Below are 18804 nucleotides of genomic sequence, written 5' to 3' on the forward strand. Positions count from 1 at the left end.
TTAGAGGGTGCTGAAAAAGTCAGTTTTGCTTAAGGGCACGGCTTCAGCCGTGCCGCTAACGCTGCAAAATCAACGCGGCTTTAGCCGCTGAGGTACGCCTTTCTCTTCGCCAATGACTTTTTCAGCACCCTCTTTAGCCCCGGGTCGTTATACCATCGTCCCCGCGCACTTCCCACTTGTAGAATCGGAGAACTACTTCAAGGAGGAATCGAGACAAGATGAAGAGCTTCGTATGCGCGCTTCTGGCGATACTGCTGATCGGCCCGGCAACAACGCTTGCCCAAACACCCGCACCGGCAACCACTCCATCCGCCGACACAGCCAAAGAGATCGCGGCTATGCAGAAAAAGCTCAACGACTGGCCGCAACTCGCGCGCTACCGCGAAGCCAACCGCGAGCTGGGCCCCGTCCCCGAAGGCGAGCGCCGCGTCGTCTTCTTCGGCGACTCCATCACCGACGCCTGGGGCCGCCTGCCCGACACAGGCGAGTTCTTTCCCGGCAAGCCCTACGTCAACCGCGGCATCAGCGGCCAGACCACCGAGCAGATGGTCGTCCGCTTCCGCCAGGATGTCATCGACCTGCATCCCGCAGCCGTCGTCATCCTCGCCGGCACCAACGACGTCGCCGGCAACACCGGCCCCATGACACCCGAGATGACCGAGGACAACTGGAAATCAATGGCCGACATGGCCCGCGCCAACGGCATCCGCGTCATCTTCGCCTCGGTCCTCCCGTCGCGCGACTTCCCCTGGCACAAGGGCCTCGACCCCGCACCAAAGATCCGCCAGCTCAACGACTGGCTCAAAGGCTATTGCGTGAACCATTCGATCACCTATCTCGACTACTACACCGCGATGGCCGCCGACGACGGAGGCATGAAACCCGGCATCAGCAAAGACGGCGTGCACCCCAACACCGCCGGCTACGCCATCATGGCCCCCCTCGCCGAAGCGGCAATCAAAAAGACATTGCAGTAGATTCCACCGTCGTTGGCTACGCAGCTATAGCAGCTTTCCTGGAGGTGTAGTCCCGGCGACCTCCTCATCCCCAAAGCCGTCCCCGCTTTTTGCTGTCCTTCCTGAAGGGAATCTGCGTCTCGTTTTTGCATTTGCTTTTCTTGTTGTCATTCCCGAAGGGGATCTGCGTCTCGTTCTTGCTCTTGTTCTTGCTTTTCTTGGTTGTCATTCCCGAAGGGAATCTGCGTCTCGCATCGATCCGCGTCGGGCTGCATACGCCCTCAGGGAGCCGCTGATTAAGTCTCCGATTGTCGGCCCGCCATTCTGAGCGAAGCCGAATGGGAAGAATCCCCGTATTTCTTTTCTGCGCCGATTCCTTCCGCGGCCCTCCGATACTTAATCAGAGCTTCCCTAATACCCTTCGGCCTTGCCGTAATCTCTCCGGTTATCATGCCCGCCGAGCAGCATATGCGTCCTCGGGTCCACCGCAATCAACTCACTGTCTCCCCACGTGCCTGGGTTGTGCTCATCGGCCACCGCATGGCGATAGACCGTGTAGCCCATCGCTCTCAACTGCGCAGCCACACTGCGCGGAAACTTCTTCTCCACATCAAGCCGGTCCGGCAGATATTGATGATGGAAGCGCGGTGCGTCCGCAGCCTGCTGAATGTTCAAGTGGTTGTCGATGACGCTGATGATGTCGTTCGCCACCGTCGTAATAATCGTCGAGCCGCCCGGCGAACCCATCACATACCTCAGCCTGCCATTGCGCGTCACAATCGTCGGCGTCATCGCCGAAAGCGGCCGCTTATATGGAGCAATCGAGTTGGCCGGCCCCTGAATCAGCCCGTACATATTCGGCACGCCCTGCTTCGAAGCGAAGTCGTCCATCTCATCGTTCAGCAGAAAGCCGAGCCCGTCCACCGTAACGCCCGAGCCAAACGTATTGTTCAACGTGAACGTGTTGGCGACGGCATTCCCTTCCGAATCGACAATCGAAAAATGCGTCGTCTGCATCGACTCATGCACCTGCTGCCCGGGCTTCGGCGGCGGCGGCATAAATCCCACCGGCCGCACAAGGTCCGCGCTGGGCGTAGGCTTCGTCAGGCTGATCGTCTTGCGCCACGCTGCCGCATAGCGCGGGCTCGTCATCTGCGCAATGGGCTGCGGCGTGAAGTCCGGATCACCCAGATAGTCGGCGCGGTCCATATACGCGCGGCGAAAGGCTTCAGTGATCAGGTGCACCTGCGCTGCCGAGCGGTCGTGCCCAACGCGGTGCAGGTTGTAGCCCGAAAGAATGTTCAGTATCTCGACCAGTACCAACCCGCCCGAAGAAGGCGGCGGCGCCGTAATAACCTGGTATCCGCGATAGTTCCCCACAATCGGCGCGCGGTCCTTCACCTGATACGCCGCCAGATCGGCAGCCGTAATCAAACCGCCGTTGGCCTTCTCGAACGCGGCAATCTGCTCGGCCATCGCCCCTTTGTAAAAATCCTCCGGGTTGGCAGCGATGCGGCGCAGCGTCTCGGCCAGCTCAGGCTGCCTGAAGGTGTCGCCCGCTTTGTAGAAGTCGCCGTCGCGCTGAAAGATATGCGCCGAGACCGCAAACTTGCTGAGGTTGTGCGCGTGCAGATTTGCGGCCTCTTCCTTCGTCAACACAAAGCCGTCAGTCGCCAGCCGGATGGCCGGAGCCATGTCTTCCGCAAGCGTCAGCTTGCCGAAGTGGCTCTGCGCATACACAAGCCCCGCAACTGTCCCCGGCACACCGCTCGACTTGTACCCAACCGTCGAGAGCCCCGGAACCACGTTGCCCTCCGCATCCAGATACATATTGGTCGAAGCAGCCGCCGGAGCCTCTTCGCGGTAGTCAAGAAAATGCGTCTTGCCATCATGCGTGCGGATGAGCATAAAGCCTCCGCCGCCGATGTTGCCCGCTTGCGGATATACCACTGCCAGCGTAAACGCCACCGCCACCGCCGCATCCACCGCATTGCCGCCCTGCTTCAGAATCCCGACGCCCGCATCCGTCGCATCATGGTGAATCGTGACCACCATCGCATGTCGCGCGCGCACCGGCGTTTCAGATTTTGATTCAAGTCTTGTCTGGGCCGAAAGAGGAGCAACAACAAGAGATGCTGCAACGAGCAGGTTCAAAGCACAGGACAGGTTCCTGCTTCGCAGGTTCAAGACAGACACAAATCGCCTCCGCTTAAGTGGGTGCAGCGATGATACATCGCCTGCCATAACGGTCCGCGAAAAACTCGCCGCCTACGCATTCTGGCGGGAGCGCAGAGCTTCAGGGTGCGCTGATTAAGTCACCGATTTTAGACCCGTCATTCTGAGCGCAGCGAAGAATCCCTGTATTTCTTTTCTGCGCCGATTCATTCCATGGCCCTCTGATACTTAATCAGACCATCCTTAGCGCATTTTTCGTTCAAGTGGTTACAAACTTCGGGTCTCCGTCTCACCTGTCACAACGAGACCCAAACCGCTTTAGCCCTGCGAGAATCCCAGCAAAATCAAGGAGGCTTTAGCCCCGGGCCTTGGACTCACACGCAGCCGAACACACTTGTTCCGCGCCTGATTCACCCGCGCCGCATCAGACCCTTCACCCACAGCCGCCCCATATACACCAGCGCGAACGCCATCACGGCCAGCCCAACCGGCAGCCCCACATACAGGTAGGTCACGTTGAAGTCGATCGCACGATGCGCGACCGGGTTATAGATCAGAAGGCCGAAGATAGCCACAAACGTCGCCGCGAAGAACGCCGCGAACCCCGCCGCCAGCCCCACCACCAGGCTTGCAAACCATCCAAACCCGTACACCGGCACACCAAACAGATACCCTTCGCCAAACGTATGCGGAGTCGTTTCCGCCCTGCCCTGTGAACCTTTGGTCATATCAGTAGAATACTGCTTTATGGCAGAAGACGTTCAGAACACTCCAGGCAGCCTTGTTCAGGCGACACACGTAGCGCGCGAAGCGGCCCTGCGCAAGGCCGCCAACGGCATTCCATACGCCATCTTTGGCGACACAGGCATCGCCGACCAGGACCTCGACCGCATGGTTCAGGCCGTTCCCGCCGCCATCGCCGCGGCGCTCACCCGCAAGCTCTACTACTTCGTCCCGCTCGCGCTCAGCGAAAGCCGAGGCGAACCCACCATGATCGCCACAGCCTACACGCCTGAATTCAGCGACCAGGCAATCTGTCACCGCAACGTGCCGCTCGACGGGCTCGACGGCGTCTTCATCTCCACGCGCCTGCTCGGCGACCGCTTCGCTCTCGCCTTCGAGTTCTTCATCAACGTAGGCCACGCCTTCGTTGATGTGGCTGGCGTCCCTGCCGACTTCGACCAGCTCGTCTGGGGTCAGGTCCTCGCCGACGTGCGCGGCGAAACCAGTCTCGACGCCTGGGAGAGCCGCAACCTCGCCCTCGCCGCCAACACCGGCGGCAAGCCCATCATCGACGAGAAGGCCAAATCCAGCTATCTCGAAGCCTCCTTCTCCGACGCCGTCGCCATCTATCTACTCTCGCTCGCCGTCGACTTCGACTACTCCGAGCTGCGCGAGCGCGAGTACCCCCTGCTCGCACCGCAGGCGCTGGCCGAACGCCTCCGCCTCGCCGCACGCCTCTTCCCACCCAATCCCGGATACGAGTTCTCCATCCGCTACCGTCGCCGCGGCTGAAGCACCGGACTCGAAACAAGCTGACAAAAGCTGGCGAATCGCATACAAAAGGTGGCATGGTTCCCGGTGTTGCAACCCAGCGCAAAGATGCGGCCAGCTATCTCCGGACCGCGGCCGCTATCCTGATCCTTGCGCTGGGCGTCTGCTTCATCGTCTTCTTCATGAGCGCGCAGAGCGCCGCCCAGCGCGACTTCATCAGCTACTGGTCAGCCGGCCAGCAACTCGTCCATCACCAGAACCCCTACGATGCCGCAGCGATTCTGCGCATCGAGAAAAGCGCCGGATTCGAGGGCGGCAGGCCCTTCTTCATGCGTAACCCGCCAAACGCCTTCTTCCTTGCCTACCCGCTCGGCTTTCTCCCCGCAAGAACGGGGGCCATCCTCTGGACACTCGCCATCGTTGCAGCCCTCATGCTCTCTATCCGGCTCATCTGGATCATGCATGGCCGTCCCGGCAACAGGCTCCATCTGGCGGGCTATCTGTTCGCTCCAGCGATCGCCTGCCTGCTCGCCGGCCAGACTGCCATCTTCATCCTGTTGGGCGTCACGTTGTTCCTGTATCTCCACACCACGCACCCGGTCGCCGCGGGCGCTGTGCTGCTCTTGCTTACGCTCAAACCCCACATCTTCATCCCGTTCGGCATCGTACTCCTGGCATGGATGGTCTCGAAGCGGGCGTGGCCCATGCTCGCTTCGGCGGTCTCTGCCGTGGCACTGATCCTTCTCTTTGCTTATCTCGTCGATCCTTCAGGCTGGCAGCAGTATCGCTTCATGGCACAGCGTGAACACCTCGCCAGCGAGCTGCTTCCGACGACCAGCCTTCTCTTCCGCCTGCTCATCAACCGCAGCGCGTTCTGGCTACAGTTCGTTCCCGCGTTCGCAGCCAGCCTTTGGGCCGCGCGCTACTTCTTCATCCGCCGCCATGACTGGAGCTGGCGCTCTCACGGCCTTCTTCTACTATTGGTCTCCGAACTGGTCGCACCCTATGCCTGGTTCAGCGACGAAGCCATCCTTCTGCCAGCCATCCTCGCCGGACTCTACACGCTCCACGACCGCGGGCGCTCCGTCATTCCCTTCGGCATCATCGCGGGCATCGCGCTGATTGAAGTCTTTGTCACCCAGGAAATGGCCACACTCTACTTCATCTGGACAGCACCGGCCTGGCTGCTCTGGTATCTCCACGCAACCCGCAACGCGCTCACGCGGAACCCATCAACATAAACACCGTGTGCCCCACGTTCGCGACAGCTTCATCGTCGCCAAGGCGGGTTCAGCCACCTCTCTTCGGGTGCCCCATCCATGCGCAGTCTCATCGCGCATGGGTGGGAAAGTACACCCTTCACCAGCCTGTTCCACACGGTCATTCTGAGCGAAGCAGCCTGCCCTGAGCGAAGTCGAACGGGAAGAATCTCCGCATTCCGCTTACATCCCCACAGAAGCCCCCTCACCCCACGCGGCTCAGCCGCCCATCCCTCAACCGAAACCGCTCCCCGCGCCACACAATCGTATCGCCCGCATAGCTCCACGCCCAGAAGAACAGCCCGAAAAAATCCCTCAGCGGCACCAGCCACATGTTGCGCAAGACCTGCCCGTCTCCAAGCACGCCCACGCCCACCGAAAGCGCCACAGCCACGCGCGCCAGCAGCGCCAGGCTCAGCAGCGAGAAGCTCCACAGCTCCAGCCCGCTGGCCACGCACGTCATCACCGCCCAGGGAATGACAAACGTGATGCCCACGCCCAAATAGCCCCACCGGCGCGAGTCGCGCGTCGTCCGTGCCCAGCGCAACTGGTGTTCGCAAAACCCGCGAAAGCTATACGCCGGGACCGTCGTCTCGACCACTTCATCGGAAAGCTCGACGCGATACCCAGCCTTCGCAATCCGCTCGCCCATCTCGTAGTCGTCCGCCAGACACTCCACCAGCGGCTCCAGCCCTCCAGCCTTCGCCAGCGCCGTCTTACTCATCGCCAGCGTGCTCCCCAGTCCGAAGCGGATCCCGCGCTCCAGCTTGCGCGCCGCTAGCACTCCCGGAAAAAAATCCGTAGCAATGCCCAGCGCCTCCAGCCGCGTCCACAACGTCGCCCCCTCAGCCGCGCGGCCAACATAAGGAGCCGTCACCATGCCCACGCTCGCATCCGCAAATCCCGCCATCACGCGCGTCAGGTACTGCGGCGAAACGCGAATGTCGCTGTCATTAATCAGAATGTGCTCATAGCTGGCCACAGGAAGCATCTGCACCAGATTGCTCACCTTGCCCGAAGTCCCCAGCCGCTCCCTGCACTCCACCAGCCGAATCGCGCACTCGGGAAACTCCGCGCGCAGCCGCTCAATCTCCGCCACCGCAGGATCATCCATGCTGCTGACGCCGAAGATCATCTCGAACCGCCCCGCATACTGCTGACGGCAATGGCTCGCCAGCCCCCCATACATACTCGCGTCCACGCCCTTCACCGGCTTCAACATGCTCACATCCGGAGCGAACCTCTCACCGCGCGGCCTCTGCCCGTAGCGACGCCAATAACGATGAAAATCGCGCGCTCCCCAAAGCGCCAACACCAGATAGCCCAGGCCGCACAGAGTCACAAGCGCGGCGATTACCTCAATTCCTGTGGCCATCTCGTTAGTCTACCCGTTACCTGTTTTTTGTTGTCATTCCCGAAACGAACCTGCGTTTCGCCTCGGCCCCCGCCTCAGAACAGGCTCACCGCACGCCGCAGGTTCCCCGCCGTGCCGATGTTCACCAGCGTAAAGTTGAACCGCTCCACGCTCTCATTCCTCACCGAGCCCAGCTCATACTTGCGATACTCCACGCTCAACCCGCAGCAGTTCCAGTTGTACGAAGTCTGCAGCGCGCCATACTGCACCAGCCCCGCATGAGCCGAGTTCTGATTCAGGTCCAACCCCACCTTCGCCGCAATGCCGAAGCCCGCCCGGTACGGCGACCCATACCCCAGCAGCAGCCGCAACTGGCTGAAGTTCGACACCGACGAGCTGACGCCCTCCGTATAAAACCTTCCCGGCGCATTCAACCGCGCATAACTCAACCCCGAAAACACATTGCCCTCGTGCAGATTCACCAGCACATTATTCGACGTAAACTTCTTCGCGCCCGTATCCAGATCGAAGTCCCACTGAATATCCAAATGGTCCGACGTGCGCACGCGCAGCCGCGAGACCAGCGGCGAGATCGCCCTCGGCTCCGTCAGAAACGCAATCCCCGAAAAATTCAGCGTCGAGTCGAAGATGTTCCTCCGTCCCACCTCCACCGCCCCGCCGAAGTTTTCGTTGAAAAAGTACTTCTGCGCCAGCCGCCACGTAATCCACTCGCGGCTCCCGCACGGTGAGCCGGGCCCCACAGCCGCAGCCGGCCCATAATCCCAGTCCGCCTGCTCGCCCTGGTCCTCATTCTTCTCCGAACCCTCAGCCGCCTCCGCATGCGAACCACCCGTGCACGCGCCCTTCTTCGACGGCTTCAAAAACAGCCGCTGCGTCACGCCATACTCCAGCTCGTTCGTGTCGCTCACAATGTCCGTATCGTCAAACCGCAGCACGCGCGCAAAATTATCCACGCCCGTAACGTAGCGATACGTCAACGACGGCTCGATCGTATGCCGCAGATCGTGATGGAACAGCTTCTCGATCACACCCGAGCTGAAGTCCCGCTCGACCACTGGCGGCCGCAGATCGACCTCCGCCTCAAAATCCGCGCGGTTGATGCCGTTCGGCAGCTCGACCGGCGGCCCTGTCGTCCCGGCTCTCTGACTGCGGCTGTACAGCGTATCCCGCACCGCCACCGACGGCCTCACATGCCATCCATCAAAGCCCACCGGATACGCAATCTCCGGATGCAGGTCCACGCGCTGCGTCAACCCGCCCGAGGCAAACTTCGGCTGCACCCGCGACAGTCCCGCAAACGAGCTGCCCACGCTCCACTCCAGCCCCGTCGAGCCCAGCCTGTGCTCCGTCGCGTCAAAGTCCACCGAAGGCACATGAAAGATCTTCACCTGCCGTTCCGGGGTCGCGGGCGTCTCCGGCGTCGCCGCCACCGCCACCTGCTTCAAGCCCTGATACCGGTCCGCACGGGCCGACTCCGCAAATCCATGCGCCTCATGCACCCCATAGACAATCGAGAGAATATCGCTCGACACCGCCTGATTGAAGTTCTCCGTAAACGCCTCGCGGTACAGATACGAGCTCAGGTATTCCAGGTTCCCAGCCACGCGCGTGTGCTCATCAAAATCATGCCGCCCCGCCGCCAGCACATCCTGACCACCCTGATTCACATACACCCCGCCAATCACAATGCCCCGGTCCACCAGACCGCTGTAGCGCGCCGTGGCAAAGTCGTTGCCCGTACCGCGATAGCGAAACTGTCCCGACTCCGCCCATCCGCGCAGCGAAAAGTAGTCCAGCCCCAGCCTCAGGTCCATGCTGCGGTTGATTGCCCAGTAGTACTCCTCGCCCAGGCTCAAGCCCTTTGTAGACGAGTTGCCCGGATTCGGCACCATAAACCCGCTCTGCCGTCCGCCCTGATCCACCGGGTGCGTCACATACGGCAGATACAGCAGCGGAATGTTGATCAGGTGAAAGATGCTGTTCTTCGCCGTCGCCCGTTCGCCGTCCACCTTGAACAGCTCCGCCGAAAGCAGCCAGTCCGGGTGCGCCAGTTCGCACGAGGTCAGCGTGCCGTAATAAATCTCATACTCCCGCGGCCCGGTCTTCACCACCACCTGCCCGGTAAACAGGTAGGGATTGCTGCTCACATACGTCAGCTTCTGCCCTCCGCCTGCCTTCACCCCCACCGAGCCCGTCACATCGTAGAACCGCCCCGTCTCCGTGCTCAGATTCATCGTCCCCCGGCTGGCACGAATGATCTCCTGGTTCGGACCGCCGCTCACCCGCACATGCCCGGTCGCGTTCAGCTCGCCCGTGTCACTGTTGTAGTCAATATGGTCGGCCTCCACCCGATAGCTGCCATAGGTAATCACCACATCACCATCCAGTGCGTAGGTGCTTCCCGTCTTCGACTGCCGGTTCGACTCCAGCGTCGCCAACTCGGTCCCAGCCGTGGGCGGCAGCACGCGGGCATCCGGATAGCGCACCGCCTCCCTCGAATCCCGCACATCCGGCGACTGCACCGTCGGTGGTGCCACAGTCGTCAACTCCTGCGCTCCCAGATGTGGATGACTTAGAGCAGGTACCGTGATAGTTATCAGTAGGTAAACAACCTTGCGCATCACGCGCATGGCTGTCGAGAGCATCGTACTCCGGCCCCATGACCGGGTCTGTGAGCTGAGACGCCACCCGTCCCATCCCACACCCTGTTCATTCGGTTCCGAGCTTGTCAAACGCACCACTTATAGAGGCTAAACGATTTCATCGCGAACGGCCCGGACTTTGAACACAATGACCTCTGCACAACTCGAAATAGAGCCGCTGCCCGCACCCTCTGCCGAACCGGAAGCCCACTTTGTCCTGCGCGAGCAGGTAGCCGAGCGCGTCGCCGCACACCGCGCCCGCCGCACCCGGGCCGCCTCCGCCTCCACCGTCACGCCCATCGCCGCGCCCACACCTGCCAAAGCCCGCGCCCAGCGCATCGCCGCCGCCGTCGCCGAACGCTACGAGCACTCGCAGAGCTACCGCGCCTTCCTCGCCGCCGAAGCAGAACGCGCCATCCGCGAGGCCGAAGCCGCCGCCGAAGTCGCCGCGCTCAGCGCCCGCGCCGTAGCCGAAGCCCAGAACCAGCTCCTCTTCGAACTCAATCAGAGTCTCGATCAACCTCAGGCCGACGCACCCTCAACCGTCGCAACGCAGCCCAAAGTCGAAGCAGCCGAGCTGCACAGCGGCCTCACCATCCGGCTCGATGATGCCTTCGAGCACAGCCGCGCTCCGCTGGCCGCCGCTGCCCACCCCGTCCACACCCAGCCTGCACTCGATGAAGACGAGGCCTGCGCCCTCGACGAAGAGATCGCCTTCCGCCAGTCCCCCGTCTTCGACGAGCCGCCCACCGACATTCCCGCCAACCTGCTCGAGTTCCCGCGCCAGCTCGTCGCCCCGCGCAAAGCCCGTCCGCGCCTCGCCGAAGGCCCCCTGCGCGAAGAGGCCGACCACACGCCCGACGCCGCGCAGCTCCGCATCTTCGAGGTCGAAGCCAGCCAGATCTCCTCCGCGCCCGCAATCGAAAGCGCCGTCCCCGAGTGGTCCTCCATCGTGCTCGCCGCGCAGCCCGCCGCCGCGCCGTTTCAAGCCACCGAGGCCGCACCCTACGCCGTCCCGCACGTCCCCCAGACCGCCCCGCTGGGCCTGCGCGCCATGTCGGCCATCGTCGATTCCTGCGTCGTCCTCGCAGCCGAACTCGCCTTCGTCGCCCTCTCGTCAGTCGTCATCCAGAAGCTCGGCCAGCCCGCGACCCACCTCAGCCCCCAGGCCGCCGCCATCGGAGCGGCAGGCATCTTCGTCCTCTTCACCCTGCTCTATCAGACGCTCTTCTTCACCTTCTCCGAATCCACGCTCGGCATGCGCTACGCGCGCATCGCCTTCTGCACCTTCGCCGACGACAACCCCACACGCTCCGCCATGCGTCGCCGCATCTTTGCCTCCATCCTCGCCGCCTGCCCGCTCGGCCTCGGCTACCTCTGGGCCTGCCTCGACGAAGACGCCCTCGGCTGGCACGACCGCATCTCACGCATGTACCAGCGCAGCTACTGACGCCCTCGGTGGGAGCGCAGGACTCCATCCCTGCGAAAATCCTCGGTGGGAACACAGAACTCCAGCCCTGGAAAATCCTTGGTGGGAGCGCAGGGCTTTAGAGGGTGCTGAAAAAGTCAGTTTTGCTTAAGGGCACGGCTTCAGCCGTGCCGCTCACGCTGCAAAATCAACGCGGCTTTAGCCGCTGAGGTACGCTTTCTTCCCGGCGAGACACTTTTTCAGCACCCTCTTCAGCCCCGGGCCTCATGGCACGTGGATAGGGAAACGCTCCTCACACCCAGCCCTTCGCCCGTCATTCTGAGCGGAGCGAAGAATCCCCGCATTTTGCTCGTACCAGAACCCACTTCACCCATGTCAACCCCGCTAACCCGCCAATCCCCCGCAACAAACTCATAGCAAACGAAATAAACCCGCCCAAACGTGGCGGCCCAGTTTCCCTCCATCTATTAAAATAGAACCAGAGACAAAACAGCCCCCGGTCAGCATAGCGCCGACCGGGGGTTAACTACTTGAGATATACCCAATCTAAGTCCTTTGTTTAAAGGATTTTAGATATGAGATACCGGGGGGGGACCCACCCTAAGCCGAGGCCTTCCCCGCCAGTTGCCGCAGCACGTACTGCAAAATTCCCCCGTGCTGGTAGTAGAGAATCTCCTGCGGTGTATCAATCCGCACCGTAGCCGAAAACTCCGTCGTCTTCCCCTTGTCCGACTCAGCGAAGACCGTGATCGTCCGACCACCGGCGAACTTGCCGTCCAGCATCGCCCGCAGCTCGCCCTCGTCGCCAACCTTGAAGACCTCCTCGCCCGTCAGGTGCAGCGACTCCACATTCTGACCCGGCAGGAACTGTAGCGGCAGAATGCCCATCCCGACCAGGTTCGAGCGATGGATCCGCTCGTAGCTCTCAGCGATGACAAACCGAATGCCCAGCAGTCGCGGCCCCTTCGCCGCCCAGTCACGCGACGAGCCCGAGCCGTACTCCTTGCCTGCCAGGATCGCCAGCGGAGTCCCGCGCTTCGCATACTCCACCGAAGCATCGTAGATCGACATGCCCTTGTCGTCCGGCAGCAGACGAGTCACGCCGCCCTCGGTGCCCGGAGCCAGCTTGTTCCTGAGCCGCACGTTCGCAAATGTGCCCCGCACCATCACCTCGTGATTGCCGCGACGCGAACCATACGAATTGAAGTCCGAAGGCTTCACCCCATGCTCAGTCAGATACTTGCCCGCCGGTCCGTTCAGCTTGATCGACCCCGCAGGCGAGATGTGGTCCGTCGTCACCGAGTCGCCCAGCACCGCCAGCACCCGCGCGCCGTGGATGTCTTCGACCGCAGCCGGGGTCGCAGGCATCCCGTCAAAGTACGGAGCCTTGCGAATGTAGGTCGAGTCCTTCTCCCATCCATACGTCTCACCCACAGGAAACTTCAGGTTCTGCCAGTTCTGGTCGCCCTCGGTGACGGTCGAGTACTCCTTGTGGAACATCGCCGAGTCAATCGACGACGCCACCGCAGCCGAGATCTCCTGCTGCGTCGGCCAGATGTCCTTCAGGAAGACAGGCTGCCCGTCCTTGCCTTTGCCCAGCGGCTCCTTCTCGAAGTCGTGCGCGATGTGCCCGGCCAGCGCGTAGGCCACCACCAGCGGAGGCGACATCAGATAATTCGCCCGCACATCCGGCGAGATGCGCCCCTCGAAGTTCCGGTTCCCCGAGAGCACCGAGACAGCCACCAGCCCGTGGTCGTCAATCGCCTTCGTCACATCCGTCGGCAGCGGCCCCGAGTTGCCGATGCAGGTCGTGCAGCCATAACCCACTACCTGGAAGCGCAGCGCGTCAAGGTAAGGCATCAGCCCGGCCTTGTTGTAATAATCCGTGACCACGCGCGAACCCGGCGCGAGCGAGGTCTTCACCCACGGAGGCGTGCACAGACCCTTCTCGACCGCCTTCTTCGCCAGCAGACCGGCCGCCAGCATCACCGAAGGATTCGACGTATTCGTACACGACGTAATCGCCGCAATCACAATCGAGCCGTGGTCCAGATACTTTTCCGGATCGATACCGAAGCGCGACTTGATCGAGACATGCGGAGCCTCCAGCGCGCCCTCAGCCAGCGTGGCGACCGGTATGCTCGGCGACTCGACCACCGCCGCAGCCGTGCCGACACTGCTTCCCAGGTCGCCTGAGGCCGAAGCCATGCCGCCCTCACCCTCCCACCGGACCAGTTGCCGTGCCTCGTTCTTGTTGCCGTTCGGCCCCAGCAGCGCGGGAAGCTGCTCTTTGAAGCTCGCCCCTGCCTTCGAGAGCAGCACGCGGTCCTGCGGACGCTTCGGCCCGGCCACACTCGGCTCGACCGTCGCAAGGTCCAGCGAGATCGTCGCCGAGTACTCCGCTTCCGCCGCCTCCTTCGTGTGGAACAGTCCCTGTTCGCGGCAGTAAGCCTCGACGAGCGCGATGTGCTCCTCAGTGCGCCCTGTCAGCCGCAGATAGCGCAGCGTCTCTGCATCGACCGGGAAGATGCCGCAGGTCGCTCCATACTCAGGAGCCATGTTCGCAATCGTCGCTCGGTCTGCCAGCGGCAGCTCGGCGATGCCCGGCCCGTAGAACTCGACAAACTTGCCCACGACGCCCAGCTTGCGCAGCATCTCGGTCACGGTCAGGACCAGGTCGGTTGCGGTCGCGCCTTCCTTCAGCTTTCCCGTCAGCTTGAAGCCAACCACCTGCGGCACCAGCATCGAGACCGGCTGGCCCAGCATCGCCGCCTCTGCCTCAATCCCGCCGACGCCCCATCCCAGCACGCCCAGGCCGTTCACCATCGTGGTGTGCGAGTCCGTCCCAACCAGCGTGTCCGGATACGCCCACACCTTTCCGTCCGCATCCGGCGCGGTCGTAAAGACAACGCGCGCCAGAAACTCCAGATTGACCTGATGGCAGATGCCCATCCCCGGAGGCACGGCGGAAAAGTTGTTGAACGCAGACTGTCCCCACTTCAGGAACGCATACCTCTCGCGGTTGCGCTGGAACTCGAGCGCGGCGTTCATATCATAGGCGCGCAACGTGCCGAACTCGTCCACCTGCACCGAGTGGTCGATGACCAGCTCCGCCGGTTGCAGCGGATTGATCTTCTCCGGGTCGCCGCCGAGCGTTTTCATGGCGTCGCGCATCGCGGCCAGGTCAACAATCGCGGGTACGCCGGTGAAGTCCTGCATGAGCACGCGCGCGGGCATGTAGGCAATCTCGCGCGAAGGCTCGGCCTTCGGGTTCCACGCGGCGAGAAACTTGATGTCGTCCGCAGTGACCGAGCGGCCGTCCTCGTGCCGCAACAGGTTTTCAAGCAGGATGCGCAGCGAGAACGGCAGGCGCGCAAGCTCGCCCGGCTTCTTTTCGAGCGCCTTCAGGCTGAAGTACTGACAGGTGGTGGAACCGGACTTGAGCGTGGCGAGGCTCTTGAATGAGTCTGGATGCGATTGAGTCGGCATGGTGTCTTCTCCGAGGCGCCGAGAGAGAGGCGCAAAGTAAGGGCCGTAGCCAGGTCAGCGAGCCACGGGCAGCAACGTTTGGAAGCCTAACAAACCTTTAGAGGGAAGTTCAGAATGCGAGGTTGCGCTCGGAGCGCCCACGGTCCGGGCGGCCATGCCGAAAACGCTTCAGAATGGTCAGGCGGCATACCATCGCGTCTATTTTACTGCGATGTCCTCTCACATGCCTATGGTTCGGAGTCTTCAGGCTGGTAAGGGCCGCCCGGAACGCCCCAGCTCCAGGATGGCATGGGCGCTTCAGCGACGCTGGTATCGACTGGCAGGGCGGAGTTGATGACGGCAAGACGAGAGCCCCATTCAAGGTAGGCCACGAGGGCCGAGCGGAACTCCGGGTCGGAAGGAAGTTCGAGTTCATCGGCGGTTTCGAGCAGCAGGTCAACCCAGCGCTTGCGCTGCTGCTCGGTGATGCCCCTGCCGAGATGCTTGCGGATCATGGCGGCGTGTCCTCCATGTTGGGCGGAGTATTCCGCTGGACCGCCGAAGACTTCGGCAATGAACTGGGCCACGTGATGGAAGTGTTCTTTGGGCATACTCGCAAATAGAGGCATAAGGAGCGGGTCGGCGGGAACCTTCTCGTAGAAGCGGTCGATCAGGCGGCTGAGTGGTTCTGCGCCGCCCAGCCATTCATAGAGTGTAGGGACTTTAGTGGCCATCCGCTGGATTTTACGCTCGCCGTGATCAATTTGCTTTGCGACAACAGCAGTCAGTCCAATCGCCCAGGGCGGCCTGGTTCGTGCAATCATTCCAATGCCGCCAGAAATAACAGTCATGCCATCGCCAAACAGGAGAACCCGATGAAGCGCCTTCTCGCCGCCGCCCTCGTGATGACCGCAACCTTCGCCTTTGGCCAAACATCGAGTGCGAAATCCAGCGCTCTCAATGTCTACTTTGCCGACGTCGAAGGCGGACAGGCCACGCTCTTCGTCGCGCCCTCCGGCCGGAGCCTGCTGGTCGATACCGGCTGGCCCGACCACGACAACCGCGACGCCGACCGCATCGTCGAACTGTGTAAGCAGGCCGGCGTGAAAAAGATCGACGATGTGCTCATCACCCACTACCACATCGACCACGCAGGCGGCATCCCGCAGCTCGCCGCGAAGATGCCCATCGGCCGCTTCATCGACCACGGTCCGAACCGTGAGGACAACGACAAGGCCACGGTCGCAAGCTGGCAGGCGTACCAGAAAGTGCTGGCCGATGGCCACTATCAGCACCTGGTCGCCAGGCCCGGAGACGTGCTGCCTGCGCTCTCCGGCAGCGGCATCCGAGTTGAGGTCGTGAGCGCCGACGGCAACGTGCTCGACAAGCCGCTGGCCGGTGCGGGCGCGGAGAATCGAGCGTGTGCCACCAGCCCGGAGAAGCCTGTCGAGAACTCCGAGAACGACCGCTCGCTCGGTATCATCGTCAGCTTTGGCAAGCTCCGCATTGCAGACCTCGGGGACCTCACCTGGGCCAAGGAGCGTCCGCTGATGTGTCCGCTCAACAAGCTCGGAAAGGTAGACATCTACGTCGTCTCGCACCACGGCTTCGATCGCAGCTCGAGCCCCGCTCTGGTTGACGCTATCGCTCCTCGCGTGGCCATCATGGACAACGGTGCGACCAAAGGCGGCGACCCCGGTGCGTGGTCGATCATTCGCAACTCGCCCGGCATCAAAGACCACCCCGGCAACCTGTGGCAACTCCACACCATTCTTCACAACGACGCCGCCCACAACACCGCGGACTCGCGCATTGCCAACCTGCCCGGCCCAGACGCCGGGCACTCCCTTATACTGACCGCGTACCGCGACGGCGGTTTTTCTGTCACCAACCAGCGCACCGGCGAAGCCGTCCAATACCCGGCTCGCAGTCGATAGTCCTTTGTTTAAGGTTTCCTTGAGTTTCGCTCCTCTGCCTTCGACGTACAGCACGGTGTAACCCGCACCAAATCAGTGAACGAGAGAATTCCGCGAAAGCCGCCGCTACTATGCGCAGTACAACGCATCTCAAAGACGAAATGCGGGTTTTAACCCGGCAGGAGAACGAGGACATGCTAGACCCGGTCACCAATTCGATGAAGAAATTCGGACGCGGCACAATGTTGAGCGCCGCACTGGCTATGGTTACCTTTACTGGCACGGTTCTGCTGACGGGATGCCCGGAACAGAGCGTCGCCGCACAGCAACAGACGGACAACGGTCCCGACCCAGCCGACGCCAACATGGCACCGGTCGATGGCAGCCAGCCTGACACGGCTCAGGCACCGCCGGACCAGCAGGATCAGAGCCAGCAGCAGGGTCAGCTTCAGCCCTCCACCGGCGGCGCGCCCGTCTATCGCGCGGCCCCGCCTCAGAATGAGGCACAACAGCAGGCTGATCAGTACGGTCAGAATCAGCAGGATCAGTCGCAGGCCACCGCGCAGGACAATGGTCAGTACAGCGACCAGAACAGCGACAACTCCTACGACCCCACCTACGACGATCAGGTGGATGCCGGTCAAGCCGCGCTCGATGAAGAGCAGGCCCCGCAGGCGCCTCCGCCGCTGCCTACCTACGACCAGCCCGAGGCCCCCGGCCCGGACTACATGTGGGTTCCCGGCTACTGGAGCTATGCCCCCATGGGCTACTACTGGGTACCCGGCATCTGGTGCGCTGCCCCCTATTATGGAGCGCTCTGGACCCCCGGCTACTGGTTCTTCCGCAACGGCGCCTTCTTCTTCCATCACGGATACTGGGGCCCCTACGTCGGCTTCTACGGCGGCATTAACTATGGCTTCGGCTATGTAGGCACCGGCTACTACGGCGGCTACTGGCGCGACCGGCACTTCCACTACAACACCGCCGTCAACCGTGTGAACATGACCCGGGTGACGTACGTCTACAACCGCACCGTCATCGTCCATAACGACACGCGCGTCGCCTATAACGGCGGACGCGGCGGCCTGACCGCTCGCCCAACGATGTCGCAGATCGTCGCCATGCGCCAGGTCCGCACCGCGCCGATGTCTATGCAGATACGGAACCAGCAGAGCGCCGCGCAGAACCGGCGGCAGTTCTTCAACCAGAACCGCGGCCGCCCGGCCATCACTGCCGCTCCGCGTCCGGTAGCAGCCGACCGCGGTATTGTGCGGCCGGCCATCCGGCCCGCGTCGCAGGTGCTCCGGCCAACGGTCCGCCCTGGTCAGCCGCAGAATAGACCAAACCAACCGCAGATCCGCCCGGCTCAGCCGCAGATCCGCCCTGGTCAGCCGCAGATTCGGCCCAACCAGCCCCAGGTAAGGCCGATGCCGCCGCAAAATCGGCCGGAGCAACCGCAGGTAAGACCGATGCCGCCACAGCAGCGTCCAAACCAGCCGCAGATTCGCCCGGAGCAGCCGAACACCAGGCCGAACCCACCGCAGGTAAGACCCAACGAGCCACGGCCCGAGCAGCCGCAGCAACGGCCCAACCAGTCCCGGCCGGAGCCTCAGCCGCAAAATCGGCCCGCGCCGCAACCTCAGTACCGGCCAGAGCCGCAACCGCAAAACAGGCCGCAACCACAGCCTCAATACCGGCCAGAGCCACAGCCGCAAAATCGTCCCGCGCCGCAGCCTCAGTACCGACCTGAGCCGCAACCGCAGTACAGGCCCGCGCCGCAGCCGCAAAACAGGCCTGCACCGCAGCCGGAACCGCAGCGATTTTCAGAGCAGCAGCAGTACCACCCGCAACCACAGCCGCAATACCGGCCTCAGCCTCAGTACAGGCCGGCGCCGCAGCCGCAATATCGACCACAACCGCAGCCGCAACAGCGGTTCGAGCAGCCTCAGCGCATGGAGCGCCCGTCGGCTCCCGCATCCCGCTCCGAGCCGCAACGAGAGCAGCACCGGTAAGCAGGAAGTCTTAACACGGCTCGACCATGGATGAACGCGGACTGGCACGGATCAACAAATCCGTGCCGTCCGCGTTCA

General features: G+C 62.5%; 12 protein-coding genes. 6 read left to right on the plus strand and 6 right to left on the minus strand.

The genetic code is table 11. The features are described from left to right. Positions 1-218 precede the first annotated feature (218 nt). Positions 219-977: an SGNH/GDSL hydrolase family protein gene (locus tag VFU66_RS10255; protein ID WP_326446153.1), complete on the plus strand. Its 759-nt coding sequence runs from the start codon at positions 219-221 to the stop codon at positions 975-977. 390 nt (positions 978-1367) lie between these two features. Here VFU66_RS10255 and ggt read toward each other — a convergent pair whose 3' ends face one another. Together ggt and VFU66_RS10265 are read right to left on the minus strand one after the other, a co-directional pair. Beyond that, positions 1368-3029, minus strand: coding sequence for a gamma-glutamyltransferase (ggt, locus tag VFU66_RS10260; RefSeq protein WP_326446154.1), 1662 nt, complete (start codon positions 3027-3029; stop codon positions 1368-1370). 512 nt (positions 3030-3541) lie between these two features. Further along, entirely contained in the window at positions 3542-3859 is a 318-nt protein-coding gene (locus tag VFU66_RS10265; RefSeq protein WP_326446155.1) for a hypothetical protein, read from the minus strand. Positions 3860-3878: 19 nt separating this feature from the next. Here VFU66_RS10265 and VFU66_RS10270 point away from each other — a divergent pair, with 19 nt between their 5' ends. Together VFU66_RS10270 and VFU66_RS10275 are read left to right on the plus strand one after the other, a co-directional pair. After that, positions 3879-4646, plus strand: coding sequence for a hypothetical protein (locus VFU66_RS10270; protein WP_326446156.1), 768 nt, complete (start codon positions 3879-3881; stop codon positions 4644-4646). 56 nt (positions 4647-4702) lie between these two features. Beyond that, positions 4703-5866, plus strand: coding sequence for a glycosyltransferase family 87 protein (locus VFU66_RS10275; RefSeq protein ID WP_326446157.1), 1164 nt, complete (start codon positions 4703-4705; stop codon positions 5864-5866). A 223-nt stretch (positions 5867-6089) separates the two neighbouring features. Here VFU66_RS10275 and hpnI read toward each other — a convergent pair whose 3' ends face one another. Both hpnI and lptD read right to left on the minus strand, forming a co-directional pair. Then, entirely contained in the window at positions 6090-7259 is a 1170-nt protein-coding gene (gene hpnI / locus VFU66_RS10280; protein ID WP_326446158.1) for a bacteriohopanetetrol glucosamine biosynthesis glycosyltransferase HpnI, read from the minus strand. A gap of 74 nt (positions 7260-7333) precedes the next feature. Continuing rightward, a complete protein-coding gene (gene lptD, locus VFU66_RS10285) occupies positions 7334-9796 on the minus strand; it encodes an LPS-assembly protein LptD (RefSeq protein ID WP_326446159.1) in 2463 nt (820 codons plus the stop codon). A 253-nt stretch (positions 9797-10049) separates the two neighbouring features. On the opposite strand from lptD, the gene VFU66_RS10290 reads away from it, so the two are divergent. Further along, complete coding sequence (locus tag VFU66_RS10290; RefSeq protein ID WP_326446160.1) at positions 10050-11351, plus strand: RDD family protein; 1302 nt, start codon at positions 10050-10052, stop codon at positions 11349-11351. Positions 11352-11930: 579 nt separating this feature from the next. Here the strand turns inward: VFU66_RS10290 and VFU66_RS10295 are convergent. Together VFU66_RS10295 and VFU66_RS10300 are read right to left on the minus strand one after the other, a co-directional pair. Next, positions 11931-14819 (minus strand): aconitate hydratase, encoded by a 2889-nt coding sequence (locus VFU66_RS10295; protein ID WP_326446161.1) that lies wholly within the window; start codon positions 14817-14819, stop codon positions 11931-11933. Between the two features lie 227 nt (positions 14820-15046). Next, positions 15047-15649, minus strand: a complete 603-nt coding sequence (locus VFU66_RS10300) for a group II truncated hemoglobin (protein WP_326446162.1) — start codon at positions 15647-15649, stop codon at positions 15047-15049. A 24-nt stretch (positions 15650-15673) separates the two neighbouring features. Here VFU66_RS10300 and VFU66_RS10305 point away from each other — a divergent pair, with 24 nt between their 5' ends. Beyond that, on the plus strand, positions 15674-16735 hold the full coding sequence (locus VFU66_RS10305) for a ComEC/Rec2 family competence protein (protein ID WP_326446163.1): 1062 nt from the start codon (positions 15674-15676) through the stop codon (positions 16733-16735). 173 nt (positions 16736-16908) lie between these two features. Beyond that, entirely contained in the window at positions 16909-18726 is a 1818-nt protein-coding gene (locus VFU66_RS10310) for a YXWGXW repeat-containing protein (protein WP_326446164.1), read from the plus strand. Positions 18727-18804: the final 78 nt, after the last annotated feature.

The organism is Edaphobacter sp., from assembly GCF_035763405.1.
Lineage (GTDB): Bacteria > Acidobacteriota > Terriglobia > Terriglobales > Acidobacteriaceae > Edaphobacter.